The following is a 25,516-nucleotide window of genomic DNA, read 5'->3' as shown; positions in this document are numbered from 1 at the left end:
GTTTTTGTTGTTTTTTGCTACACCCAGTGTGAGGGATGGTTAAGATGATCCGGCAACTTGGTATTCACATTACCTTTGGCAGCATTAATCTGGGATTGCGTCAGGAAGATGCCACCTCTCAGGTCTGCATCGCTCAGATCCGTATCCCGCAAGTCCGCGCCAATCCAATCCGCATTTCGTGTGTCTGCATTTCGCAGATCGGCTGCGATCATTAAAGCCCCTCGGAAGCTTGCGCCCCGCAGGTCTGCCCCTTTTAAATTGGCACCAAAAAAGTCACTTCCGGTACGTTTTTTACTCTTCTTCGACTTCCCTTGTCCATGAGCGGTGGGTGGCACATTCGCGCGTACCATCTCACTTGCCTGGACCAAGAGTTGATTCACACTGGACCGATAATTGGCGATGTCCAGACGGAGAAGGGCCGCAGGCTCCAGATTGCTCAAGCGCTCAACCTCCTCATATAACTCACCAAATGCCGAGTGAAGGGATGACGTCTCCGGTCTCATCATCATTTCCTTCATATAACTGAGCAACTCGTGAAGTTGTCGCAAGGCAGGCAGACAATCGAACATCTCGTTTGCAGACTCTGGATGATCACGCCAATCTTTGCCCGCGTAGGTCACTTGGGACAGCTTCTGTCCAGCTCCGAAACAGTCGTATACCGTGCAACCTTTGAACCCTTTCTGCCGAAGCTGGGTATGGATACCGCAGCGATTGTCCGTGCGCAGATTTGGACAGGGTGTGCCACTGGCTTTATCAAAAGCAAAGTCAGATGACTTGCCATAGGGCAAGGCAACACAGCACAGGCCAAAACATTGCTCACAGTCTGCGCTAAGATGAGGACTCGCAGTGCTGGCAAATGGTTGGTTAGACAATGTAAACACTTCCTTATAATAGTACAAATAGATGGAATTACGTCACTACCACTTTACCATTGCCCTGCGATTAGAGCAATTGAAGACAAGGAAAAAAGGGCAGTTACCCAAATTGATGGGAACGCCCTTTGATCGTGGAGAATCACGTATTTAAATTAAACTACACCTTGAGCAATCATGGAATCGGCTACTTTGAGGAAACCGGCGATATTCGCTCCGGCAACGAGGTTGCCTTCACAACCATACTCTTCAGCAGCTTCTACACAGCTGGTGTAGATGTTCTTCATGATGTCATGCAACTTCGCGTCTACTTCTTCAAATGACCAGGACAACCGCATGCTGTTCTGTGACATTTCAAGAGCAGACACGGCTACACCGCCGGCATTAGCCGCTTTGGCTGGACCAAACAGGACGCCTGCGCCGTGGAAGACGTCAATGGCAGCCAGGGTGGAAGGCATATTCGCGCCTTCGCCAATGGCCTTCACGCCACCTTTAACCAGCAGGGCTGCAGCTTCTTCATCGATCTCGTTTTGCGTTGCACATGGAAGAGCAATATCACAAGGGATAGACCAGATGCCTTCACAGCCTTCGGTATATGTAGCATGCGGGTGTTCTTTGATGTATTCGCTGATGCGAAGACGATCAACCTCTTTCAGACGTTTCACGGTATCCAGGTTGATGCCTTGTGGATCGTGTATGTAGCCACCTGAGTCACTACACGCCACGACTGTAGCTCCAAGCTCCTGTGCCTTCTGAATGGCATAGATGGACACATTACCAGAGCCAGAGACAACGACTGTGCTGTCTTGGAAGCTGAGCCCCTTGGATTGCAGCATCTCCTTCACAAAGTACACACAGCCGAAGCCAGTCGCTTCCTTACGTGCCAAGCTTCCTCCGTACAGCAGTCCTTTACCTGTCAACACGCCTGCCTCATGCCCGCCATGAATACGTTTGTATTGACCGAACATGTAACCGATTTCCCTTGCGCCTACACCAATGTCACCAGCCGGTACATCCGTATCGGAACCGATATATTTGTACAGCTCTGTCATGAAGCTTTGCGTGAAACGCATGACTTCCAGATCCGATTTTCCTTTGGGATCGAAGTCAGAACCGCCTTTACCACCGCCAATGGGCAGACCAGTCAAAGCATTTTTGAAGATCTGTTCGAAGCCAAGGAACTTGATGATGCCCGAGTATACAGAAGGATGGAAGCGAAGTCCGCCTTTGTATGGGCCAATGGCACTGTTGAATTGCACCCGGAATCCACGGTTAACCTGAACTTTGCCCTGATCATCTACCCATGGGACACGGAATGTGATTACACGTTCGGGTTCAACAAGCTGTTCCAGCAGACTATGGTTCCTGTATTTAGGGTGTGCTTCAATAACAGGAATAAGGGAATCCAGAATTTCTTTGACAGCCTGATGGAACTCATCTTCGTGCGGATTTCTGGCGACAACCGACTCATAAACGGAATGAACATATTCTGCGGCAGTAACTTGAACGGACTCTGTAGTTTCTTTTGTTATCGTGGACACTTTTTCGATGCACTCCTTTATTGTGTTAAAGTCTGTAGAGGCTTATTTGCATAAATTGAATAAAAGTTTGTAGTTAAATATACAGGAAAGCAAATAAAAATACGAGATAAAAAACCATAAAATGTTTTTTATGCAGTAATTAAAATGTTCTATGGATCTACCATATGATGTGAAGAATTAAGTTATTAAATGGAAGATATGACCACAAATGATAATAAAAAAGCAAGTTAGACGAATATACTGGATTAAAATATTAGTTTTGGTAAGATGGTAAGAAGGTCTCGTATCCCGGGGTCTTTTTATAATAAAAAGGAGGAAAACAAGATGATGAAGAGAAACATGCCGATTAACATGGAGAACAAGGCTTGTATAGGGGGTGAAATCTACTATGAACCATAGGACTTCCCGCCATAATTGCAGAGAGAAGCTGGTGAGCCAGCTATTTACATTCGGTGAAGAGAAAAGAACATTTCTCGACGCCTATTTCGACGTGCGCGATCCAGAGCGGATACAATTGGAAAAACAACTGTCGGCATATACGGAGTATGTGGAAAAACTGCTCCTGGGCCCTGATGAAGATCTGGACTCGGCTGTATTGATCGGCAGTCATATTGATTTTGAATATCTCGATTTTCATACGTCAGATTCGTTCATGATTGTTATGCCAGAAGATACCGATCCTGATGAGGGGCGTATTTCCTTCCTCTCTCCAGTAGGAAGTCAATTACTGCTTGGCAGTAAAGGGGAAGTTAGATCTGTTCATACACCATCAGGTTCCATGAGAATCCGCATTACGGGGATTGAGCTGAGGAGCGAAACCTTGAACGAGTCGGCTCTAGGGGGTGCAGATCATGCACTTTAAAGAGACAGACTTACCAGGGATTGGGCGTAAATACTGGCTGCATACCCGTAGCGGTGAGCATTTGGTCATTGTGATCCATAACGACGAAAGGCGTGACCTGTTCCATATGGAGTCAGGGGATACGCCTGAAGAGGTGGGTGATATGGTATCTCTTGTCACCTTGGACGATGATGAAGCCCGGGCGGTTGCCGCTATCGTTGGTGGTATGACCTATAAACCGAAGTTTCAGGATGAGCGTGAAGTGATGCTTGAAGGGTTGTTAATCGAATGGCTACGAATTGAGCCTCACGCAGCAAGCGTAGGCATGACGATTGGTGAACTGGATATCCGTCAGGCTACGGGCGCTGTTATTCTCGCTGTTGTGACCAAGGATAAGGAGAAGCATTTTAATCCGGGTCCGGATTATGCTTTTACCGCTGGAGCTACGATTGTGGTTGCCGGTGAACGGAATCAGATCAAGCAACTCAAACAATTGTTGACTGATGGACGGACTTAGCCTATGGATATGCTCATATTTGAAGTGGGAATTGCCGTTGCGCTGATTACACTTACTGGGCTGATATCTTCACGATTACGATTTTCGGTCATTCCTTTCTATATCCTGATTGGTATGGCTGTTGGACCACATGCACCACAGATCGGCATAGTGGATTTACGTTTTATCGAAAGTTCGACCTTTATTGAATTTATGGGCAGGCTTGGCATTTTGTTTTTGCTATTTTATCTGGGTTTGGAGTTCTCGGTCTCCCGGTTATTAAAGTCTGGTAAAGCCATTCTGACCGGGGGCATGTTCTATGTTGGTCTGAATTTTGTCTCTGGATTGCTGTTGGGGTGGTTCATGGATCTGCCCCTTCAGGAGACACTCGTTGTCTGCGGGATCATGACCAGCTCTTCTACAGCGATTGTAGCTAAAGTGCTCGTTGATCTGAAACGAACGGCAAACCCTGAAACAGAGATTATCATGGGCATGATCATGTTCGATGACTTGTTCATCGCAATTCATATCTCCATCCTGACTGGGCTTGTGCTCAGCGGGGCAACTTCATTCTTAAGTGTTCTGCTGGTATCGCTGTCTGCCCTGCTGTTTATTGTGCTGTTCCTGATTATTGGCAGGAAAAGCATCAAATATATTGATAAGGCACTGAATATCAAGTCATCAGAGTTGTTTCTGCTTACCGTCATGACACTGCTCTTCCTGGTGGCCGGTTTCTCGGAGACGCTGCACGTAGCGGAAGCTATTGGAGCGTTGATGATGGGGCTTGTGTTGGGCGAATCAAGACATGTGAGTCGGATTGAACATCAGATCATGCCTTTCAAAGATTTTTTTGGTGCAATTTTCTTCTTCAGTTTTGGCCTGACCATCGAGCCGGCTTCACTTGGCGGAGCTGTTGGGATGACGATTATTGCCGTTATTCTGACGATTGCCAGTAACTATGGTGCAGGTATGATCGCTGGCAGACTGGCTGGAATGAGCCCTAAGGCCTCATTGAATGTGGGCTTTACCCTGGTCTCGCGGGGCGAATTCTCCATTATCATGGCGAACATCGGCAAGGCCGGAGGGCTGATGGCATCCATCCAATCGTTTGCCGTGTTGTATGTGTTAATTCTGGCTGTGCTGGGGCCTATCCTGACAAAAGAATCTCCGCGGATTTACGCATCGTATGAGCGACTAAGAAAGCGGATGAAACGAAGGGAAACGGGTTGAGCCGGTGCGGCTGTCGCTGGGCAGCCAGGGTATTCTGACCGTAGTGTTTAATAAGCGCCACACCATTTGGAGAGCGAAATTACTCCGGGGTGTGGCGTTTTTTTTATTACATGGAACCCATCCAATACATTCTTGTTATTATACTTCTTCTTCCACCAAATTATGGTATGTATCCATATCCTGTGCGTGGTCGTGAATGTTCAAGTCCAGAGGCAGGACTATAGATGTGATTTGGTAGATAGGGATTGATAATAAACAGTCATTATGTAAAATAATGTTATATTCAATTCTAGCAGTTGAATACATTATGTACACGAGAACGGACGAGGAGGAATAGCTCATGAACAAGAAAAGTAGATTTCAAAGGTTAAAATGGGCCGGTACAGCGATGTTGCTCAGTCTCGTATTATTTGCTCTACCTGCATCTGCTGCATGGAATGATACATATCAGGGTTATGCGACGTATACGGGCTCAGGCTACTCGGGAGGTGCAGTGTTGCTTGATCCCATCCCGGCGGACATGAAGATTACTGCACTTAATCCGTTCCAACTCAATTATAACGGTGTCAAAGCCGCTTTAGCGGGAGCATATCTCGAGGTGCAGGGTCCTAAAGGCAAAACAACCGTCTATGTAACAGACCTCTATCCAGAGGGTGCCAGCGGAGCGCTGGATCTCTCGCCGAATGCCTTTAACCTGATCGGTGACCCAAAGGTAGGCAAAATCAATATCAGCTGGAAAGTGGTCAAAGCTCCAATTCAAGGCAACGTCTCCTATCGGATCAAGGAAGGCAGCAGTCAGTGGTGGGCAGCCATTCAGGTTCGTAATCACAAATATCCGGTGCTGAAGTTCGAAGTGAAACAGAAGGATGGTACGTGGCTCAATCTTGAAAAGCAAGACTATAATCATTTCCTCGGAACCGGACTGGGCAAAGTAAAACTAAACGTTCGTATTACTGATATTCGCGGTCAGGTATTAAATGACACGATCCCGGCTCTGCCTAATGATGGATCGGGTGGTGCATATATCGTACCGGGCAATGTACAGTTTCCCGATTGACAGATATACGAAGGTGTTATAAAAAGAAGTATGGTCATAGACGTATTCTTAACGAAAAGTCGTACACTGTACGGCTTTTTTTGTATACGAAAAGAGGAGAATGTACCGTATGAAAAAAAGTTTGCCTTCATATCAGACAACACATCCCTATTGGAAACAGTATCAGTGCTTTTTCCCGGAAGAAGTGAGGTTAGGGGAGCATACAGTTCCTGAGGAAGAATGGTGGGAGTCAAATGGGGTTAATATGCATATCGATCGCTTACCTGCGCCGGAGTCTTCACTCAAAATTCTGTTCATTCATGGTGCGGGGGGCAACGGCAGGTTGCTCGCTCCATATGCCCGCATGTTGCAGCGACATGGATACGAGGTGGTATCGCCAGATCTTCCGCCGTATGGGTTAAGTTACGCAATGTCTGGTACACGTATTAACTACGAACTTTGGATAGAGCTGCTTGTGTCACTCATCGAACGGGAACACAAAAAAGATGGCAAGCCAATCGTTGTATTGGGAAGTAGCATCGGAGGTATGCTTGCCTATCACACCAGTGCACGCAGCAAGCATGTTAAGGGTTTGATCGCAACTACATTTGTTGACACGAGTAATCAGGAAATGCGAGATCAGCTTGCACCGAATCGTCTGGTGAGCCGGGCGGGAAAACGTATGATGGATATGTTCCCTGGTCTGCTGGATCATGTACGTATTTCGGTCAAACAGGTATCCCGTATGCAACTGATTACTAATAACAAGGACTTAACCCGGCTTATTATGGATGATCCACAAGCGGCAGCTACTCGTATTCCGTTGGAATTATTAAGAACATTTCTTAATAAAAAACCGGAGGTAAGCCCGGAACGGTTCAACCAGTGTCCGGTTCTGTTGGTTCACCCTGAACTGGACCCCATGACACCGATCAGGTTCAGCCAATCTTTTTTTGATCATCTGGTGGTGGACAAGGAATGTGTGATCTTGGAAGGGGCAGGCCATTTTCCTATAGAGCAGCCAGGACTGAACCAGTTGGAGGTAGCGGTACTACGATTTTTAGAGCAAATTCAATGATGACCACAGGCCAGGCTACTACACTGCTTCGCATAAGATAGTTTACATATCCTCAGTACGTAAAACACCTCCCACTAAGGGAGGTGTATTTTGATGTTTTCGATATGAACTGCGCTACCGCCAACCTGAATCTGTGTGATTTCATTAGAGCTATCCAGCGTTAATCGGGCTCGGATTTCGGAGGGGCGGTTCATGGTATACCCTTGTCTGATCGTGTACGTGTGATGATGAGGATCTGTGAGTTGGTTGTACTGGGATAAATAACAGAGCATGGCACCATTGGATGTGCCCGTTGCGCTCTCTTCCGGTATATCATAAAGTGGTGCAAAATTACGGCATTCTGCCAGAACGTCCATAACATCTGATTCGAGTGTAAACACGTGATAACCTATAGCGTGATGAGCCTTGCTTATTTCAGTGATACGCTGGAAGTCAGGATCGATTTTGGTCAGAACATCAACATCTTTAACGGCTATCATGATATCGGGTAGCCCGGTAGACACAATCTGTACAGGTAGCTCGGAATGCAAATCCTCCATAGAAATACGTAACGAATCGGCAATCTGCTGTCGATCCACGATCTCCCCAAACTCCGGCAACGTCTGAGACAGATAGACTTCTCCATTGACTTCGATATCAACTTTAAGAATTCCGGCCAGTGTCTCCAGTGTATATGTACCAACATTAACGAGCTTCTGTGTCTTCATTAGATAAAATAAAGCAATTGTGGCATGTCCACATAGATCGACTTCATCACTTGGGGTGAAATAACGAACGTTGAAATCAGCCTGATCCGAGGGCATAACAAATGCAGTCTCTGAAAAACCGACTTGTCTGGCAATCTCCTGCATCTGGGTTTCAGACAAATGCGCTGCTTGTAAAACAACACCTGCGGGGTTTCCGCCATAGGCCTTGTCCGAAAATGCATGTAATGTACTAACTTCCACTTCCATCGTGTTACCTCGCTTGTTCAAGTATTGGATTAAGGTTTAACATAATCGATAATCGACATTATATCACGATTGTTGAACTGGATAGTGAAACCCAGATTGCTGCGATTTTTTGAATGAATAGGTCAAGTGACCGCAGGGAAAGGGTAATGAAGGGAGAGAGCGTAACGATAATCCATTGGAAAGGCTGGGATCTCTAATGAAAGCAATTGTGATTGAAGAATTTGGTGGAGCGGAACAATTGAAGGAAAAGGAAGTAGCCAAGCCAGCATGTGGAGTGAATCAGGTGTTAATTCGAACACATGCCACGTCGGTGAACCCGGTGGACTTCAAAATCAGACAAGGTGATATGAAAGAAGCAGCGGAGAGTTTTCCGTTGATTCTGGGCGGCGATGTTGCGGGTATTGTGGCTGAAGCAGGTTCAAATGTCACGCGGTTCAGAGAAGGTGATCGGGTATTTGCGCGTCCGCGTCAATTCGGAACTTATGCAGAATATGTTGCTGTCGATGCAGACATTATTGCCCGTATACCGGAGAACTTGAGCTTCGAGGAAGCGGCAGCGATCCCGCTGGCTGCGATGACGGCTTGGCAAGCCCTTGTGGATCATGGACGTTTAGGCAAAGGGCAGAAGGTACTCATTCATGCTGGTGCAGGTGGTGTGGGAACGTATGCAATACAGATTGCCAAGTCCCTCGGCGCTGAAGTGGCTTCCACGGCAAGTGAATCAAACGAAGCGTTGCTTCGCTCGTTGGGTGTAGATCATTTTATCAACTATAAAAAAGAAGATTTCTCGGAGATTCTCTCCGGTTATGATGTTGTGCTGGACACCATGGGCGGTGATATTCAGCGCGATAGCTTCAAGGTGTTAAAGTCTGGCGGACATCTGGTATCCTTGGTGGAACAACCGGATGAGAAGCTTGCCAAGGAAGCCGGAGTAACGGCCAACGTTTTCATGATGGAGCCCAAAGGGGATCAACTGGATCAGCTGGCTGAACTGGCTGCGGAAGGCAAACTCAAATCGGTTATTGATGGAACCTACCCGCTAACTCAACAGGGAGTACGGGAAGCACATGAGAAGAGTGAGACCCATCATACCCGCGGGAAACTGGTTATTCAGGTGCAATAGAATTCATTAACTGGTAGAAGTATTTGGACTCATGAGTCTGATACAGATTGAACCAGGCCTGTAATGTTTCTGGTGCAAAGACATTCAACAGCTTCAACACATGCATCGTAAATTCTAACGGAGCTATTCCAGATGCAGTAACTACATTTCCATCGGTTACTGCTGGCTCCGTTACATAATAGGCCTCTCCAGTATAATCTGGGCATATCATCTTCAGGTATTCTAAATCATTGCTTGTATGCTGTCTGGAATCCAGTATCCCTATTTTTGCAAGTGCAACTGTGGCACCGCAAATCGCCGCAATAACCGTACCTTCTTCTATGGAGGCAGCAACTTTTTTTAATAGAGGATCATGGATGGTGTCCATCCAGGTGTTTCCTCCTGGAAGAATGATGACGTCGTTACCTTTCAACGTACATTCATCAATAGAAATATGTGGAAGGATATTTAATCCGCCCATGGTAGTTACCGGATGTTTATCTACACCTACCGTTACGACCTGCAAAGGTTCGATCTCTTTCCTGAAATACCTTCCCGAGTTCAATTCAGCAGTTAGATATCCTATCTCCCAGTCTGACATCGTATCAAATACATATAGATATACGTTCTTCGTTTGCATCATACATGCTCCTTTTGTTTTCATGATTGAATGGATTACTCTTGTATTATAAATAAACTTCACTGACATCTATGGTCAGTGAAGTTTTTAAATTTGAAAATTAGCAGCCCTAAAAACTTTAGGGATTGCTCCCCAATTGTATTGTAATAAGATATAATAGGAGAAATTTATTCCATTTTGTGCATGAGGTGATTAGGATGTCCAACGAACTCATTCAAGCCATTCAATTGTTAAAAGAAAAGAAATGGGTGGATCTGACCCATACGTTTGGACCGGACTCTCCACATTTTTCAGCTTTTGAGGCAGCACAATTCGATACACTGTTTGATCACGATCAAGGTTTCTTTGCCCAGAGCTTCAAGTTCCCAGGTCAATACGGGACACATCTTGATGCGCCGATCCACTTCGTTCGGGATACCCGGTATCTGGATGAGTTGGGCTTGAAGGAGCTTGTATTGCCACTTGTGGTCATTGACCAGTCCGCTGAAGTGCAGAACAATCCGGATTTCACACTGGATGTGGAGCATATTCTTGAATTTGAAAGAGAGCATGGCGTGATTGAAGCTGGAAGCTTTGTAGCCTTACGTACCGATTGGAGCAAACGCTGGCCTAGCCATGAAACATTTGATAACAAGGATGCGGAGGGCAACAGTCATGCGCCTGGATGGTCGGTTCGTGCGCTCATGTTTTTATTTGAGGAAAGAAAGGTACAAGCCATTGGGCATGAAACCTTTGACACGGATTCAGCGGTGGATTATCAGAAGAATGGAGCACTTCTGGCAGAATATTATGTACTCGCCCAGGATACATATCAAGTTGAGCTGTTAACAAACCTGGATCAGGTGCCGGCTAAAGGTGCGGTGATCTTCAACATCGTACCGAAGGCGGAGAAAGCATCTGGTTTTCCAGTTCGATCCTTTGCCATTTTGCCGTAAAACGGGGTAGATCAAAAGCTGAAATAGATAAATCAGGCACAGAATTCAGAATACTCAAGTAGACAGCCAGCTAAATAGTCGGCTGTCTTTCAGTTAAGCTAACGGGCAGGTTAGTTCAATGAAAAGGGAATAATATACCTCATATAGAATACTTTATCTTTAAAAAGGGAGGGGGGAACACATTGCATAGTATGATGAACAAGAAACAATTTATTGAGATGACAGTTAAAGAACAACATTCTGTAGTATTTAAAGTTAATAATCGAGATGAATTTTTCCGTGGTGTTGCTAAAGAATTAAAGGAAGGCCGCCTATTTGTTGAAACAGAAGAAGGTAAAAACTTTAAAGTTAAAATGGATGATATCATTGAGATTTATGCTATCAAGTCTTCATCTCCAAAGCATAGTGCTATCCAATCCCATAGTTTGATTAAAGGTAGCAAGGATGACCTTGAAAACCTTGTACTCCAGTTTGAAAGTTTAAATGACGATGTAAAGAAACAAATTACCTCTTCTTTATCAAAAGTGCTTAGTAAGCAAGTGATCATTTCGAAAATGGATATAACTTCATACAATGTATCTGAAATTGAAATGATTACTAATACGATAAATGGATATCTACTCACTATTAAAACACTGGATATTCGTTCCGAATTTTTCGAATGATACAACCAAAAGACCTTTTTTTGGGAAAGGGCTAGATCACAATTGAGAATAGCTTAAGGGAGGGGAAATTATAAACGCTAAAATAGCAGGTCCGGAACTGTCAAAAATCCTGGGAGGTGAGTATGTGAAAGAAGGTTTTAAAAATGTTCTGATAGGTTCTGTAGTTTTTGTTGTTGGCTTTTCCATTATTCTTCTTCTTACAAGCTCCGATATTGAAGCTGAACTTACATATTATGCTGCCATAGCATATGCTCTTTTATACTTAGCCAGTGTTATATCTGTCTGCACCGCGGTACTCCTTAAAAAGATGACTCAATTAAAAAAGTGAAATTATTCTTAAGCTAGCGGGGAACGTTAGCTCAATAAAACAAAGAAAGCAGCCGATCATTGTGATTGGATGCTTTGTTTAACAAGGTACTTAGATTGGTCGAACTGGGCGGTTTTGTACAGGCGAAGAAGTGATCAGCTAGTGGAGTTGGCAATGAGCTCAAGCTCGGTTACAACTTCATCAAGCGGCTTCCTGGTGTCGATCTCAACTGTAGCTCCAGCACGTAAGAGAGGCTCAACACTAGCGACGTTTTGTATAATTTCTTCACGTTGTTCGACAGTTTTTCCATAATCGTTCGTCTTACGGGAAGCTATACGTTCAAGGATTACTTCGAGGGGGGCACTTAACAACACTACTGCATCAAACATCGGGTAAAACTTCCCCTGATTTGATACACAACCCGAAATGAATAAAGTACCTTCTCTATGTTCAGTGAGCAGCTCATCCATTCGATTCTCGTTCCATAACCACCCAGAACCATCCACATTCTCACTCCAACCATCATAATCGGTATCGATAATTCTATGCCCCCTATGAGCAAGTTCGCCCAGAACTGTTGATTTACCTGTACCCGACATCCCTGTAACCAGAATCATCGTTTTCTTTTTTGATATTGAGCCCGAAGTATTTGTCATAATTTCGCTCCCTTTTTAAGAAAGTCCCTTGGACTACATTAACACATAAAGGTTATTTCACTCATGTAGTCGGGTTATTTTAACGCACAGTTTTCGTCAACTTCTCGTTATTTCTTATTGTGCTAACGGGAAACGTTAGTTCATATGGGTTAAGTCACAACTAACGAAGTCTAAATGATTCAAAAAATATGTAAATAGCAAGGGAGGCGTAATACGCCTCCTTTTTATGTTGTTACTTTTGATCCGAGTGAGGATCTTGATTAAATCTTTGAGAGATTTTTTTCTCTGTTTTCTTACGTCGTATCCAGCGCTTCAGCAAGCCCTCTCCTTTACGTTCTTGCAGTGTTTCCTTCAATCCTTGAATCATAAATTCCGATCTTCGTCTGTCATCCCGACTAATCTCGCGTAATTCCTTAATAAATTTGTCGTCCATATCTGCCTCTCGCTTATTCAGGATAATCCCATTATACCGAACGTACGTTCTTTTATCAAGTTTTTCCATTACAAATGATTTTCGAGATCAATATAGTGAAAAGAAGCACAGGAACAATACGCGGCATGTGTGAGAATGGTACTAGAGGGTTTGATAATAATCCGCCTAAGAATGACTGTATGAGGTTGAGAAACGAGAGGACGGAAGGAGCAATTCATGATGAAGCAGCGTATAGGCAGATCGTGGTTACTCATTTTGATGCATGGAATGCTGGGAATTGGGGCGATCGTTGGAGGCGTCATTTTAATCATAGACCCATCCGGAAGTATGGTGAATTTGCCCGCATCTTTGTTGGAGAATTCTCCGTTTGCCAGTTTTTTGTTCCCGGGGATCATCCTATTGCTGGTTCTTGGCGTGATGCCTACAACGATTGCTGTTTCGCTCATCCGCTACGTTCATTGGGGGCCGGCTGAGAGACTGAATCTCTATCCTGACCGCTATTGGGCTTGGACTTTATCCTTGTATACGGGGTTTGCTCTCATCATCTGGATTATGGTGCAGGTGTACTGGATTCAGGATGTCTCTATTATTCACTTGGTCTATTTTGCATGGGGAGTGGGTATTCAAGTTGTGACCTTATTGCCCGGGGTACAGCGAATCTATTCGAAATAAACTGCTCGCTTGTTGAACAAATAGCTGGCGACAGAATCGTTGAATGATTCTGTCGGCAGCTATTTATTATGGGCATCGAGATGATACGTGTTGTTGTAGTAATGCTTTCTACTTGTTTCTTGGACGGAAAGGGAATCGGATAAATTATATTGACAAAGAACTATTGTCCTCGCATACTTACGTAATACACTTTATAAAGTATATTTATTAACTGAAGGAATAGTCACATGTGGTAAGTATCGCAAAATTATAATCCGCATGAAACAGGGAGGTAAGTATGGATGGTCTACGTTATTATGGCAGTTATAATCTGGGCAGGTACCTATGCCAGTATGGTCTTGTCCAAGCAACCAATTGAAGTGAAGCCTGTGAAGTCTATGGATGATTTGTTTGAGTGAACCAAGTAGCTCTGCCGATTTCGATCCATCGCCAGCACGATGGAACTCATGTGTTCGAGTAAGGCATTATGTTATGATATGGTGTGAATGACATCCATACCATTGCTTTGGCTCCATTGAACCAGAGTAGAAACGAGAGGGTTATGAAAAAAGCCAACGCTACAATGATGAAATACATCAATTTGAATAATGTGCGTGAAGTCATGCAGCAGATTGAGACGGCGACCAAACCGCAATTAGCTTTACTAACCAATCTTAGTGTGGTTACCATTAATGCCCTGATTCAGGAATTATGTGATGGCGGAGAGTTGTTCCAGGATAAAGTGGTTCCCTCTAACGGCGGTCGTCCTGCTCAGGCATATCGATATAATTATAATTTCAAGCTTGCTTTGGTTCTTTACATCAAAGAGATGAAAGGCCAGGAGTTGATTTCGGCAACGGTCATGAATCTGGAGAATAAGGTTGTGTTGAAGGAAGAGAGCATCCTGCCTGCTTTTGATAAACAGCATGTGCTGCAACTTATCGCGCGTTTCGTTGCGGAGTACCCCTCCATTGATATGATTGGCATCGGTATTCCGGGACAAGCTGTGGACGGGGACATCACGGTGAGCAGTCATGAAGAGCTTATCCATTCACATCTGATACGGGAGATCGAGAGCGAGTTCCAACTGAAAGTTCTCGTGGAGAATGATGTGAATGCAGCGATTAGCGGATACTGTACACAGCATGCTGATATGAAGGAACAGAGTGTAGCAGGCGTTTATTTTCCGAACCGATATCCGCCGGGTATGGGCATGATGTTGAATGGACAGATGATCCGCGGGAAAAACGGGATGTTTGGTGAGATCAAGTATCTTCCTTATTCACCAGATTGGAAACGTGACATGAGCAAAGACGACTTAGTAGTGCAGGTATGTCATATTCTGCAAACGATCAATGCCGTCGTTGCCCCGCACCAGATTGTCATTTATCAGGAACGTGTGGAGAGAGAAGAACTGGACTTGGCGTGGAAACAGTACATGGAGCAGCATCCCATGCCGTCATTGCCCGAGATCGTACATCTGGACTCGTTTCAACATGATTTTGATGCTGGGTTAAGGGGAATGGTTCTTCAGGCGTTGAAATCAAGCATTCTATCAGAAGCTTTATAACCTCACAGGCCATGTCTGTGGCTTTTTTTTGATAAGCTAACTTGTGTTGAGGAGGATTCATCATGCGTGAAGAAGAGAGAATCATGAAGGGCATATTGTTTAGTCCAAGTGATCCGGAATTAAAGACCATCAAAAGGCGGGCCCATAATCTCAGTCAGCGTTACAGTCAGACCTTTGAGGAACAGACGGAGGAAAGGGATCAGATATTGCAACAGCTGCTGGGGCAGATCGGTAAAGGGGGATTCCTGCAAGGTCCCATCTTCTTTCATTATGGTGTGCATACCCGGATAGGCGATCACTTCTTCGGTAATTACAATCTGACGATACAAGACGATGCGCAAGTGACGATTGGGGACTATACCAGTTTTGGACCGAACGTTACGATTGTCACTCCTGTTCACCCCATGATTGCCCGTGAGCGGAGACGGATGATGGATCAGAACGGTGATGTGAAGTCGCTATGTTATGCCAAACCGGTCACGATTGGAAACGATGTATGGATTTCGGCAAACGTCACAGTGTGCGGGGGCGCAACGATTGGAGACGGCTGTGTGATCGGAGCAGGTAGCGTGGTGACCCGTGATATTCCACCGCATTCTTTTGCAGCAGGCGTACCGTGCAAAGTTATTCGCAAAATCACAGAAGCGGACAGCATGCGAAATTACCCCGATGTTCTGGCAGATTGCCGTGTGCTGGAAGAATAAAAAGGCTGTCACTAGGATCGGTAGATGATCCAGTGACAGCCTTTTTTGGTATACGTTTATTTGGAGGCGTTATAGTTGCTCAAGAATTCTTTTACTTTTGCAGGATCAGCTTTCAATTCATTCCCGGTCGGAACGAGCGGGCTTACTGTGGAGTATGCTTTGAGTTTGTTATTCTTGTAGAAACTCAAAATTTCATCCTGATTAATGGAGTACAGTACGGCTTTTCTCAAATCACTACTCTTGGCCACATCACGGTTGGCCGTGTTGAACAAGAGATAAGAAACGGCGTTGCTTGGAATGCTTTGCAGATGCAATTTGCTGTCATTTTTGATAATGTCATACTTGGTTTCAGGCACACCGTAGTATAAATGAATTTCACTGCTGCGAAGAGCAGAGAGGGCGCTGTCTGCATCCGCGATGAACCGGACATTGACCTGAGCAATTTTTGGTGCATATTCAGTGCCTTTGCGGTATCCCGGATTTTGCAAGAATACAGCTTCATAGTCATTTTTATAAGATAAAATATAAGGTCCGCTAGTATAAAGGGTGTTATTGTATGCTGCGCCTTCAGTCACCGTGTTCTGATCACCGTAAGGAATATCTTTGTTGACGTCAAAGGAAGCTACATCATATGTGTTGATGCTCTCCACCTGTTTTTTGGACACGATACCCGCAGATTGGTGAGCCAGGTAGTTCAGTACTTGCGGGAAAGGTTCAGTTGTTGTCAGTTTAACGACCTGATATTTACCTGCGCTATTATCTGCTTTGGTTTTGTCCGTTACGAGTTCTGTAATTTTGCTGCCCAATCCTTGTTCCAATGCTTCGAGGATCGTGCCGTTACCACTGGATTGTTTGATGGATTGTAATGCACTCAGATCCGTTACAACCTCAGCTTCTTTGATGTGTTCATGCAGACTGTACGTCCGGTGATCCGGAACGGAATCTTTATTTTTAGCACGATCCAGGGAGAAGATCACATCATCTGCACCGACACGTTCTCCTGTATCTACAGCTTTTTTGTTATCAATCTTCGCAAAGTTGATATCGTCTCTGAGAATGAAGTAGTAGTCCGAATTACCTTCAGCAATACTGAAATTATGGGACAGTGATCCTTCTGCTGTCAGCTGATCATCATCCGTCAAGTTAACGAGACGTACATACATATTGGTATTCAACTGGTTGATGGAGCCGTCGTTTCCTTTGATCGGATCAAGGGAAGTCAGTACGGATGCACTTTGCGTCAGAATCAACGGATCTTTGGCATTTTTGGAGCTGTCCTTGAACTCAATCGGTTCCCAAGCCATGGCGCGGGATTTGGAGAGACGAACCGTGTCAACATTCAGAATGTCTTTGTTCACAGCCTGACTTTTCAGGGAAATGTACAAAGGAGCGATATACGCCTGGTCAGTTACCAAGCGATCTTCCAATTGTTTGTACGTGTCTTTGTACTCATCTGGAGTTTGAGTAGCTGCCTGATCGATGAGCTTATCAAGTTCCCCATCTGCAAGGATACTGTAATCTCCACCTGTTTTGAAAAGGGAACGTACCGCATAATCGGGATTTCCCGTTACCGTTGTCCAGCTGGACAAGGCGATGTCATAATTCCCTGCATCCTGCTGGGATTTGAAGCTACCGTAATCAGGCTGCAGGTTCAGCTTCACATTGAAGCCGTTTTTAGTCAGCTGGTCGCGTACAATGTTTACATCATTTTCGGAAGAGCTCATGGCGAGCAGTTCAATGTCTACCGGTTTTTGTGCAGTTTCTGTTGTATCCGCTGGTGCCGTCTCCGCCTGGGACTCGGTTTTAGTTTTTACACTGCAGCCGGAAATCACAATGACGAGAATTAATAACAATGAGATTAGTGTACGTTTTTTCATGGGATTACCCTCCATATCTTGAATGTGTGATGTGTGATTTCTTTTTTCTATATCATTCATTTCAACAAATCATTTAGGCCTTTTCTAGCTTGGGATCAAGCGCATCACGAAGACCGTCACCGAGAAAGTTAAACGAAAGAACCAGCAGAATAATAGCCAAGCCTGGATAAATCGCCAGATAAGAGTGGGTTTCCAGGTATGTACTGCCGAGCTTCAGAATGTTACCCCATTCCGGAATATGCGGCTCCACGCCGAGTCCCAGATAACTCAAACTGCTGGTAGCAATAACGGCTCCACCAATCGTGAGTGTGGATTTGATAATCATGGGCGCAAGGGAGTTGGGAATAATGTGTTTGAAAATAATCGTACGATTGTTGTACCCCAGTGCACGTGCAGCTTCCACAAATTCAAAAGTAGAAACATAGAGCACACTGGCTCTCATGGTACGGGCGTAAGTTGGAATCGAACCCAGACTCAGCGCCAGAATGAGATTGACCGTATTGGCTCCAAACGCCGCAATAATCGCAATGGCGAGCAGAATTCCCGGAATGGCATAGAGAATATCGAGCAGCCGCATGATGATGTTATCCGTATGCCTTCCGTAGAAGCCGGAGAATGCTCCGAGGACTCCACCAATTAACACAGGAATGATGGTCGACATGCAACCTACGATTAAGGAGATTCGGGCACCAAATACAATCCGGGAAAATAAACATCGTCCGAAGTCATCCGTTCCCAAGGGATACGCGAGGGATGGGGATTGAAGCAGAGCCGAATAGTTATTTTCCACAGCCATGCTGTAGTCAAAGGTAAAAAAGCTGCAGATCGATATCGAGAACAGAAAAATGATAAAAAACAAACCGGACATGGCAGTCATATTTGGAGCAAGGCGCTCCCATAGATCGTTCCAAAAGTTTGATTTTTGTTTCCCCTGTCTGCGAATTCGTCCGATAATGGAAATGCCGAGCAATAGTGCAAATACATTGCCTGTAATCGAGGACAGAATCAGTACTACACTGACACCGATCATCCAGAGAGGGAGGATAGAGGCCGCGTTATATCGGGATACGATAATCAGTACGACCAGGTCAATGACGAGAATAAATATGAGCACTGCCATGGCTGGCAGAAAGTTATCAGCCACATAGGGTTTGAAAACATTTAACGCAGATACACCGATAACGAACAGCTGGGTTAACAGCATATACACCGCAAAGGTATACTCCACATTCCTGGCTTTTCGAATCAGATGAAAGGCTGCCGTTACGATAAATATATTGCCAGAAATGATAGCAAGTAGCTGAACCCAGGCGATCCTGCGAGTCAGAGCAGTGACCGTACCAGTTCGGATCAAGTCTTTTCGAATCCGAAGGGTGATGATACTTTGAACCAGTGTGAAGAATACATAGATCCCAAGTATCGTTAGCAGAAATGGTTTGAACGCCTGCCCGCTCCAGTCATAACTGTTGAACAGCAACAAGGCAGTCAAGAGAAGGGACGTGATCCAGGCGAAGCTGGCCTGACTGTATTCTCGAGAAGACTTAAGCCGGAAACGCATTTCTTGTGTTAAGGACGAGTTTGTCATAATACACCTGCTTTAAGAGGTAGTTCAACACACTTTAATATTGTTTCATCTTGGAGCGCACTCTTGGATCAATAAAAGCGTACAGCAGATCAACCGCTACATTGATAATGGAGATCGTAATTGCTGTGTAGATTACTCCGCCCATGATACTCGGAATATCGGGGATAAATTGTTTATCCACAATATAACTGCCGAGACCGCTGATATTAAATACTTTCTCCGTCACTGCTGCCCCGCCCAGCATGGCTCCGAATTGGAGTCCAACCACCGTTACAATTGGAATCAATGCATTACGTACAGCGTGTTTCAGCATGACCTGACGTTCGCTTAACCCCTTGGCGCGGGCAGTCATCACATAATCCTCATGAATGACTTCCAGTGTGGAAGATCGAGTCATCCGTGCCACCGCAGCCGTAAGTCCCGTGCCCAGCACAATGGTTGGCATAATGATCGAAAGCCAATTTTGCGGGTTGAAGGTAGCGGGAAGCCACTGCAATTTGATGGAAAAGTTCAGAATGAAAATAAGTCCTTGCCAGAAATTCGGGATCGATAATCCAATCAGAGCGATAAACATAAACGTATAATCGAACCATGAATTAGGCTTAATCGCTGAGATAATACCGATGGGTAATGCAATGACAAGTGCTAACAGCAGGGAGATGACCGCGAGAGTCAATGTAATCGGAAACTTTCTTGCAATCGTTGCTGTTACGTCTTCATTTCCTGCAAAAGACTTGCCAAGATCGAAGAGAGCAACTCCCTTAATATTGTTCCAGAGCTGTGTAAGATAAGGCTGATCCAAGCCATACACCTGATTGAATGCTGCAATCTGTTCCTGTGTTGCTGTCTCTCCGAGAATGTTAGCTGCCGGGTTGAACGGAGACAGATACAAAATCGTAAATACGAGTGTGGCTACGCCCAGAATGACAAATACCGTCATCAGTATTCTTTCAAATATGTACTTTAGATAAGGATTTCCATACAAAAAGAGGATGCCATACATGAGACAGCCGGGAATAATGGATATCGAGAAAAACCACGGTTTGTCGATAAGGGTGTGGAATATATCGGCCATCGTAAGACGTTGACTTCCCTGTTCCTGAAGTATGCGAGAAGTCCGCTCCTTCAACTCTTTCTGAACCGTTTCTTCCAACCATTCCTCGGTCTGACGTCTGAATTCTTCCTCACTGACCTGTTGCTGGAAAAAACGATGTTTGCGCCGCAGCTGTTCTTCCACTTCCAACTTCAGCTTGTTCCGATAGGAAGAAGCGAGCAGTTCTTGCTCAGCCGTCTGCCTGGCAGCTACCCAGCCGTCATTTTTTCGATTCGAACGCCATATTAGAAACACGACCAGATTGATCGGTAATCCAAGAATTAACAGAACATATCGGTAGGAAGGATGAAGCAGCATTTTGCCATAAATAAAACTTAAATTGTGCACCAACCGCGAGAGTCTGCTGCCTTCTGCAAGATTCAAACCAAGCGTGCCTCCTTTCATTCAGGTTTAAATTGCATTATTCCGATTGATATAGTATATATTATTTAGGGTCTAAACAATTGTCAAGGAATTAAATGGTATACATATGAGATGAGTGAATGTGAAAAAACGGATGAGAGCTGGTGATGACATGGAACCTTTACTGAAAGTTAATGATCTATCGGTCTCTTTTCACTCAGGAGAGAGTGAGTTTCAGGCAGTGCGAGAAGTGAGTTTTGAAGTGCGCAAAGGCGAGACGCTGGGCATTGTAGGAGAATCAGGCAGCGGAAAAAGTGTAACCGCACGTTCCATTATGAGGCTGCTTGCATCGCCGCCTTCACAGATGAAAAATGGAGAGATTCTGTTTAAAGGGGTCGACCTGGCCAATAAAACGCAGAAAGAGATGGAAAGCATCCGTGGGCGTGATATTGGTATGATCTTTCAGGACCCGATGAGTTCCCTTAATCCGACCATTAAAGTAGGGAAACAGATATCCGAAAGTCTGATCAAACACCAGAAGGTGTCCAAAAGGGAAGCCAAGAAACAGGCGATTGCCATGATGGAGCGGGTAGGGATAACTCGCAGCGAAATACGTTACAACCAGTATCCGCATGAATTCTCCGGAGGCATGCGCCAGCGGGTCATGATCGGTATTGCACTTGCTTGTCGCCCTGAATTGCTCATTGCCGATGAGCCTACAACCGCACTGGACGTTACAATTCAGGCACAGATTCTTAATTTGATGAAAGATATGCAGGACCAACTGGGCACATCGATTATCCTGATCACGCATGATCTGGGCGTAGTGGCAGGCATGTGTGATCGGGTTGTTGTTATGAAAGAAGGACAGATTGTGGAAACCGGGACTACAACAGAGATTTTTGCTAATCCCAAACACCCGTATACGATCAGACTTCTGAATGCATTACCACGTCTGGATCAGAAGAAAAAGCCCAAACCGGTATCATTGGTCCAGAGAGATCTGGAGGATGATCAGCCGTTACTTGAGGTGAAATCACTCAGACAACATTTTAATCTGGGGAAAGGCAATACCTTAAAGGCCGTGAATGATATCAGTTTCCATATTCGTCAAGGAGAGACACTCGGCGTTGTGGGAGAATCCGGCAGTGGTAAATCGACCACGGGGCGTGCCATTCTTCGATTGCATGAGCCAACAGGTGGGGATGTCCTGTTTAAGGGAGTTCCGCTTAATCGTCTGTCCGCTTCGGAGATGAAAACGATGCGCAGACATATGCAGATTATTTTCCAGGACCCTTATGCATCGCTGAATCCCAAAATGAGGATTATGGATATCATTGGAGAAGCCCTTGATATTCATCAACTTGCAGGTACAGCATCTCAGCGGGAGAAGCGGGTGGAGGAACTACTGGAGATGGTGGGTCTTGATCCTACCCATGCGCAGCGTTATCCACATGAATTCTCAGGTGGACAGAGACAGCGGATCGGTATAGCTCGAGCTCTGGCTGTGGAGCCGGAATTCATCGTATGTGACGAACCATTGTCTGCACTGGATGTGTCGATACAGGCTCAGATCGTTCAATTGCTTGAAGAGTTACAGCAGCGACTCGGATTGACGTATCTCTTCATCGCGCATGACTTGTCCATGGTCAAACATATCAGTGACCGAGTAGCTGTCATGTATAACGGGAAAATTGTGGAGCTGGCTGAGAGTGAAGAACTCTATTCCAACCCGCAACATGCCTATACCAAGGCATTGCTGTCCGCTATTCCTGTGCCTGATCCGGCGATCGAAGCGAAGAAAAAGAGGCATGTTGTCAAAGAAGCAGCCAGAGAAAATGTGGAAGTAGAGGACCGTTATAATCTGGAGCATTCCAGATGGGTAGAAGTCACGGAAGGACATTGGGTTGCCATATCTGGCTAGATAGTGAAATATATAGTCTTTTTCAACGACAAAAGAACCCCGACGATGATCTCCATAGATCGTTATCGGGGTTGAGTTATATGTTCTTCATATAATGGCAGTAATCAAAAGCGATTATTTGAATTGAACCGATTTCTTGATGGTATCAACCTCGGTTTTGGTCTTATCATCCATGTAAGTGAAGATGAAGTTGAAAGCATATCCTTCAATAATTGTACTATAGTAATCTTGAGTAATGGTTGAACCGTCACCTGGATCCATCGTGATTTGCATCAGATCCATCTCTTTACCACCGATGGTTTCCGTTGTCATTTCCTTATAATCATAAGGGAACTGGCTATCCACCATGAATTTTTTGGTTGCTTCCAGGTAGTCTTTACCTGTACGAATGCCTTGCAACAAGCTTACTTTCTCAGCAATGGCCATAGCGGAAGGGCCAACTTGACCTCCGTCCAATGGGTACTTTGAAGCCATAAGCAGATTCAATGTTTTGGTCTGAGACAGTTCAATTTGTTTTTTCTTTGTTTCATCATCACCAGCAATCGCTTCGGATGAAGCACTTGTCAGCTCATTCATGCCAGCAGCATCCTGGAACTCCCAAGCTTCCGGGAATTTCAGAGATACGCCGAAATAGTCATTGGTGTAAGAACCTTTTTCTGTAGTCCCCAGCTCAACGTCTTGTGAATTATTGGTTTCCTTGGACTCTTCGCTTGCTGGTTCTGTGTTCTCTGTTTCTTCTGTATTCGCTGTATCAGAATCAGTCCCCGTCGTTTTTTCTGTCGGGGCAGGCTCTTTTGTTGCGGCTGTGTTATCTGCTTTGTCACCGCAAGCGGCTGCAACCAGCATAATCATAATGAGCATGGCGAATAAAGAAGCTTTTTTTGGAATTGTCATATTACCCTCCTGAAATGTGTGTGTGTTTGTTTCTATCTCTCTACATGTTGCCTGCTTCCTAAATTGTAGCACAAACGTTCTCATATACTACCTATAGGAATCTATAGGGGTCTTCTATACATAAGACATTCGGCTGGCAATTGAAACAGCTTCTGTGCTGGATTGCACACCTAATTTGTTGAAAATTACTTTTTTGTGATGATTCACGGTGCATTCCTTGATCTTTAATTTCAAAGCAATGGCTTTTACCGTGAGGCCACCGGCTATCATCTCGAGAATGGTTAACTGACGCTCAGTGAACTCCACCGCCGGTTTGTGGCAAGGTTCAGCAGCCTGCTGATTCTGGTAACTGTTCTGCATATATGCAGGAATCAGCTTGGCAATAGCAATTAGCTCGCCCTGCATATCCGCGTTAATGGTGGATACATCCAGATAACCGAAATGCTGCGATCCCATGGACAGAGGGGCAGCGTAGCAATGCCAACTTTGAAAATAAGGACTTTCATGCTGCTCGGGTAGCAGGAGTGCAGGCTCGCTGCTGTCCATCGTTTCTGATATGGCGTTTACTCCACAGCTCTGTGCGGTGAAGATCATGCCCGGACGAATGGGTGAACCTTCTACGACAGTTTCCAGATCTGGACTATAATCCATGGAGAGAAGCACACCGTCCATATCTGTGAGTAGAAAAAGATAAGTGCCCGTTAAATTCTCTTTAATATCCGAGAGGCTGTTCTGGAATGCATGAATCAGGAAATGATTGATTTTGCGAAGCCTATCCAGACTGGATTTCGGTAAATAGTCGAACGGAGCCGTTCCTGCTGCATGCGAGCAAGTCGGGGGCTCTTCGTGTCGTGATGCAAATGTAATGGCAGGCATGTTGTTTCCTCCTTGCTGCACAGTTCTCACCCAATCGTTTGAATGACATGTCCTTCCTGGTCCTTGATTTCTGTTCTAACAATCTGAACGAGAATATGATCCAATGAAGTTATCTCGAATGTTCCTTCAACCGGGCGAAGGTTCTCTGCCAGCTCCTCAACAATTTGTTTGTTCACCGTCAGGGTAACTTGTCTGTCCGATTCCAATACGGCTGGTTGTTCTCCTGCTTCGAACAAAATATTAGTATCAGGTCCGATCAAGGATAGAGAGGCACCTTTCGAAATTCTGCTACGAAGGATGGTGCCAACTAATAAGGCTTGTTTGGCTCCAAGCTGGAGTTTGGCCGGAACCGATTTTTGCAGCAATTTTTTGCGAGGAGACTCCCAGGCCAGTTGTTGTATGAATAAAAAGGCTGTGCTGGACCCGTCCTGTTCCATTCCATCCTCAACCGCTTGTATAACCGAAGGAATATCTGCGTACGAATTTCTCATCAGATCGGTCACATATTTGGGCATGAACATGGAGGAGGCAGACAGGAAGCCACGAGCATTCCAGCTTTGAATCATTTCCAGTTCCCGACCTGTAATGCCAACCATCTGAATAAATTGCACTGAACCATTAGGCGTAGAGATCGCGGGTAGATCCGGGTCTTCAATAAACGAGAGAGCAGTCAGCAGTGTATCCGACTCTAGGCAGATCGGACCGTTGGCGTCCATGTAATCTCCTGGCTGAAAGATATTTCCGCTGTTGAACACGTAACGTCCTACATTCTGTAACAGATTCAGCGCCCAGGCTGGCGGTTCAGTTACTTCTTCAGTGCGCGTAAGACGAAAGGTGAGTTCGAATCCATACCCGCTCTTGGATGCATCCTGCATCTCTTTTTCATATAATTCAGAGAAACCGTAGGTGACAAAATGCCAGTGAGGCATAGGTGTGTTCACCTCATAAACGCTAATGCCATCGAGTGGATCGGGACCTCCGAGCATATACGGAAGGGCAGTGCCGTAGTGTTTTGGCTCTTGTTCCCCATACAATTCACGCATGGATTGATCAATCGCATCCCAACCGGATGTGTTTTCTTCCTGAGTCATTATTGAATCCTCCTTGACTGTTCTTTCCCCCGAAAAACATTTAAAATTAAGTCTACCTGTTACAGAAACGGATTCAAGCGGCTTAAGGATGAATTGTGTCAGA

The 25,516-nt window shown here is 45.1% G+C and carries 25 protein-coding genes; 13 read left to right on the top strand and 12 right to left on the bottom strand.

Annotated elements, in window-relative coordinates; translation table 11 throughout:
• Positions 1-17 precede the first annotated feature (17 nt).
• Positions 18-872 carry a pentapeptide repeat-containing protein gene (locus tag J2X75_RS14275; RefSeq protein WP_124115837.1) on the bottom strand — a complete coding sequence of 285 codons (855 nt, stop codon included), beginning with the start codon at positions 870-872 and terminating at the stop codon, positions 18-20.
• A 155-nt stretch (positions 873-1,027) separates the two neighbouring features.
• Positions 1,028-2,413 (bottom strand): NADP-specific glutamate dehydrogenase, encoded by a 1,386-nt coding sequence (gdhA, locus tag J2X75_RS14270; protein ID WP_190945345.1) that lies wholly within the window; start codon positions 2,411-2,413, stop codon positions 1,028-1,030.
• Between the two features lie 388 nt (positions 2,414-2,801).
• On the opposite strand from gdhA, the gene J2X75_RS14265 reads away from it, so the two are divergent.
• The 5 genes from J2X75_RS14265 (at position 2,802) to J2X75_RS14245 (ending at position 7,094) form a co-directional block, all read left to right on the top strand.
• Complete coding sequence (locus J2X75_RS14265) at positions 2,802-3,275, top strand: GreA/GreB family elongation factor (RefSeq protein WP_124115838.1); 474 nt, start codon at positions 2,802-2,804, stop codon at positions 3,273-3,275.
• On the top strand, positions 3,265-3,771 hold the full coding sequence (locus J2X75_RS14260) for a cation:proton antiporter regulatory subunit (RefSeq protein WP_190945346.1): 507 nt from the start codon (positions 3,265-3,267) through the stop codon (positions 3,769-3,771). Before J2X75_RS14265 ends, J2X75_RS14260 begins: the two co-directional genes overlap by 11 nt.
• 3 nt (positions 3,772-3,774) lie before the next feature.
• The gene (locus J2X75_RS14255; protein WP_076216431.1) at positions 3,775-4,980 is read left to right on the top strand and encodes a cation:proton antiporter; all 1,206 of its coding nucleotides are present in this window, start codon (positions 3,775-3,777) and stop codon (positions 4,978-4,980) included.
• 340 nt (positions 4,981-5,320) lie between these two features.
• The gene (exlX, locus tag J2X75_RS14250) at positions 5,321-6,037 is read left to right on the top strand and encodes an expansin ExlX (RefSeq protein ID WP_310337338.1); all 717 of its coding nucleotides are present in this window, start codon (positions 5,321-5,323) and stop codon (positions 6,035-6,037) included.
• A gap of 109 nt (positions 6,038-6,146) precedes the next feature.
• The gene (locus J2X75_RS14245) at positions 6,147-7,094 is read left to right on the top strand and encodes an alpha/beta hydrolase (protein ID WP_310337336.1); all 948 of its coding nucleotides are present in this window, start codon (positions 6,147-6,149) and stop codon (positions 7,092-7,094) included.
• 74 nt (positions 7,095-7,168) lie between these two features.
• On the opposite strand, the gene J2X75_RS14240 is transcribed toward J2X75_RS14245, so the two are convergent.
• A complete protein-coding gene (locus tag J2X75_RS14240; protein ID WP_310337335.1) occupies positions 7,169-8,047 on the bottom strand; it encodes a PhzF family phenazine biosynthesis protein in 879 nt (292 codons plus the stop codon).
• A gap of 196 nt (positions 8,048-8,243) precedes the next feature.
• Here J2X75_RS14240 and J2X75_RS14235 point away from each other — a divergent pair, with 196 nt between their 5' ends.
• Complete coding sequence (locus tag J2X75_RS14235) at positions 8,244-9,170, top strand: NADP-dependent oxidoreductase (RefSeq protein ID WP_310337334.1); 927 nt, start codon at positions 8,244-8,246, stop codon at positions 9,168-9,170.
• Here J2X75_RS14235 and J2X75_RS14230 read toward each other — a convergent pair.
• A complete protein-coding gene (locus J2X75_RS14230; protein WP_310337665.1) occupies positions 9,154-9,789 on the bottom strand; it encodes a type 1 glutamine amidotransferase family protein in 636 nt (211 codons plus the stop codon). The two genes, J2X75_RS14235 and J2X75_RS14230, sit on opposite strands and share 17 nt — an antisense overlap.
• A gap of 197 nt (positions 9,790-9,986) precedes the next feature.
• Between J2X75_RS14230 and J2X75_RS14225 the strand changes: the two genes are divergently transcribed.
• From J2X75_RS14225 to J2X75_RS14215, 3 genes are all read left to right on the top strand, one after another.
• On the top strand, positions 9,987-10,724 hold the full coding sequence (locus J2X75_RS14225; RefSeq protein ID WP_310337332.1) for a cyclase family protein: 738 nt from the start codon (positions 9,987-9,989) through the stop codon (positions 10,722-10,724).
• Between the two features lie 182 nt (positions 10,725-10,906).
• Positions 10,907-11,389: a hypothetical protein gene (locus tag J2X75_RS14220; protein ID WP_310337331.1), complete on the top strand. Its 483-nt coding sequence runs from the start codon at positions 10,907-10,909 to the stop codon at positions 11,387-11,389.
• 124 nt (positions 11,390-11,513) lie between these two features.
• On the top strand, positions 11,514-11,717 hold the full coding sequence (locus J2X75_RS14215; protein WP_310337330.1) for a hypothetical protein: 204 nt from the start codon (positions 11,514-11,516) through the stop codon (positions 11,715-11,717).
• Between the two features lie 134 nt (positions 11,718-11,851).
• On the opposite strand, the gene J2X75_RS14210 is transcribed toward J2X75_RS14215, so the two are convergent.
• Positions 11,852-12,352, bottom strand: coding sequence for an AAA family ATPase (locus J2X75_RS14210; protein ID WP_310337328.1), 501 nt, complete (start codon positions 12,350-12,352; stop codon positions 11,852-11,854).
• A 232-nt stretch (positions 12,353-12,584) separates the two neighbouring features.
• Positions 12,585-12,785 carry a hypothetical protein gene (locus J2X75_RS14205; RefSeq protein WP_310337326.1) on the bottom strand — a complete coding sequence of 67 codons (201 nt, stop codon included), beginning with the start codon at positions 12,783-12,785 and terminating at the stop codon, positions 12,585-12,587.
• Positions 12,786-13,001: 216 nt separating this feature from the next.
• On the opposite strand from J2X75_RS14205, the gene J2X75_RS14200 reads away from it, so the two are divergent.
• The 3 genes from J2X75_RS14200 to J2X75_RS14190 all read left to right on the top strand — a co-directional run bounded on the left by J2X75_RS14200 (position 13,002) and on the right by J2X75_RS14190 (position 15,710).
• Positions 13,002-13,457, top strand: a complete 456-nt coding sequence (locus J2X75_RS14200; protein ID WP_310337325.1) for a hypothetical protein — start codon at positions 13,002-13,004, stop codon at positions 13,455-13,457.
• Between the two features lie 541 nt (positions 13,458-13,998).
• Positions 13,999-15,006, top strand: a complete 1,008-nt coding sequence (locus J2X75_RS14195) for an ROK family protein (protein ID WP_310337324.1) — start codon at positions 13,999-14,001, stop codon at positions 15,004-15,006.
• Positions 15,007-15,068: 62 nt separating this feature from the next.
• Complete coding sequence (locus tag J2X75_RS14190; RefSeq protein WP_124115848.1) at positions 15,069-15,710, top strand: sugar O-acetyltransferase; 642 nt, start codon at positions 15,069-15,071, stop codon at positions 15,708-15,710.
• A gap of 56 nt (positions 15,711-15,766) precedes the next feature.
• On the opposite strand, the gene J2X75_RS14185 is transcribed toward J2X75_RS14190, so the two are convergent.
• The 3 genes from J2X75_RS14185 to J2X75_RS14175 form a co-directional block, all read right to left on the bottom strand.
• Positions 15,767-17,587, bottom strand: a complete 1,821-nt coding sequence (locus J2X75_RS14185; RefSeq protein ID WP_310337323.1) for an ABC transporter substrate-binding protein — start codon at positions 17,585-17,587, stop codon at positions 15,767-15,769.
• Between the two features lie 73 nt (positions 17,588-17,660).
• A complete protein-coding gene (locus J2X75_RS14180) occupies positions 17,661-19,172 on the bottom strand; it encodes an ABC transporter permease (RefSeq protein ID WP_310337322.1) in 1,512 nt (503 codons plus the stop codon).
• A gap of 34 nt (positions 19,173-19,206) precedes the next feature.
• Positions 19,207-20,649: an ABC transporter permease subunit gene (locus J2X75_RS14175; protein ID WP_397383645.1), complete on the bottom strand. Its 1,443-nt coding sequence runs from the start codon at positions 20,647-20,649 to the stop codon at positions 19,207-19,209.
• Between the two features lie 151 nt (positions 20,650-20,800).
• Between J2X75_RS14175 and J2X75_RS14170 the strand changes: the two genes are divergently transcribed.
• Positions 20,801-22,552 carry an ABC transporter ATP-binding protein gene (locus J2X75_RS14170; protein WP_310337661.1) on the top strand — a complete coding sequence of 584 codons (1,752 nt, stop codon included), beginning with the start codon at positions 20,801-20,803 and terminating at the stop codon, positions 22,550-22,552.
• Positions 22,553-22,666: 114 nt separating this feature from the next.
• Here the strand turns inward: J2X75_RS14170 and J2X75_RS14165 are convergent, their stop codons facing one another.
• The 3 genes from J2X75_RS14165 to J2X75_RS14155 all read right to left on the bottom strand — a co-directional run bounded on the left by J2X75_RS14165 (position 22,667) and on the right by J2X75_RS14155 (position 25,413).
• On the bottom strand, positions 22,667-23,446 hold the full coding sequence (locus J2X75_RS14165; protein WP_310337320.1) for a hypothetical protein: 780 nt from the start codon (positions 23,444-23,446) through the stop codon (positions 22,667-22,669).
• Between the two features lie 114 nt (positions 23,447-23,560).
• Positions 23,561-24,322 (bottom strand): LuxR C-terminal-related transcriptional regulator, encoded by a 762-nt coding sequence (locus J2X75_RS14160; RefSeq protein WP_310337319.1) that lies wholly within the window; start codon positions 24,320-24,322, stop codon positions 23,561-23,563.
• Between the two features lie 26 nt (positions 24,323-24,348).
• Entirely contained in the window at positions 24,349-25,413 is a 1,065-nt protein-coding gene (locus J2X75_RS14155) for a suppressor of fused domain protein (RefSeq protein WP_310337317.1), read from the bottom strand.
• Between the last annotated feature and the right edge of the window lie 103 nt (positions 25,414-25,516).

It is taken from the genome of Paenibacillus sp. 2003, from assembly GCF_031455635.1.
GTDB lineage: Bacteria > Bacillota > Bacilli > Paenibacillales > Paenibacillaceae > Paenibacillus > Paenibacillus amylolyticus_B.
Note: the sequence above shows the minus strand (reverse complement) of the source record. Positions and strands in the feature narration are given on the sequence as shown.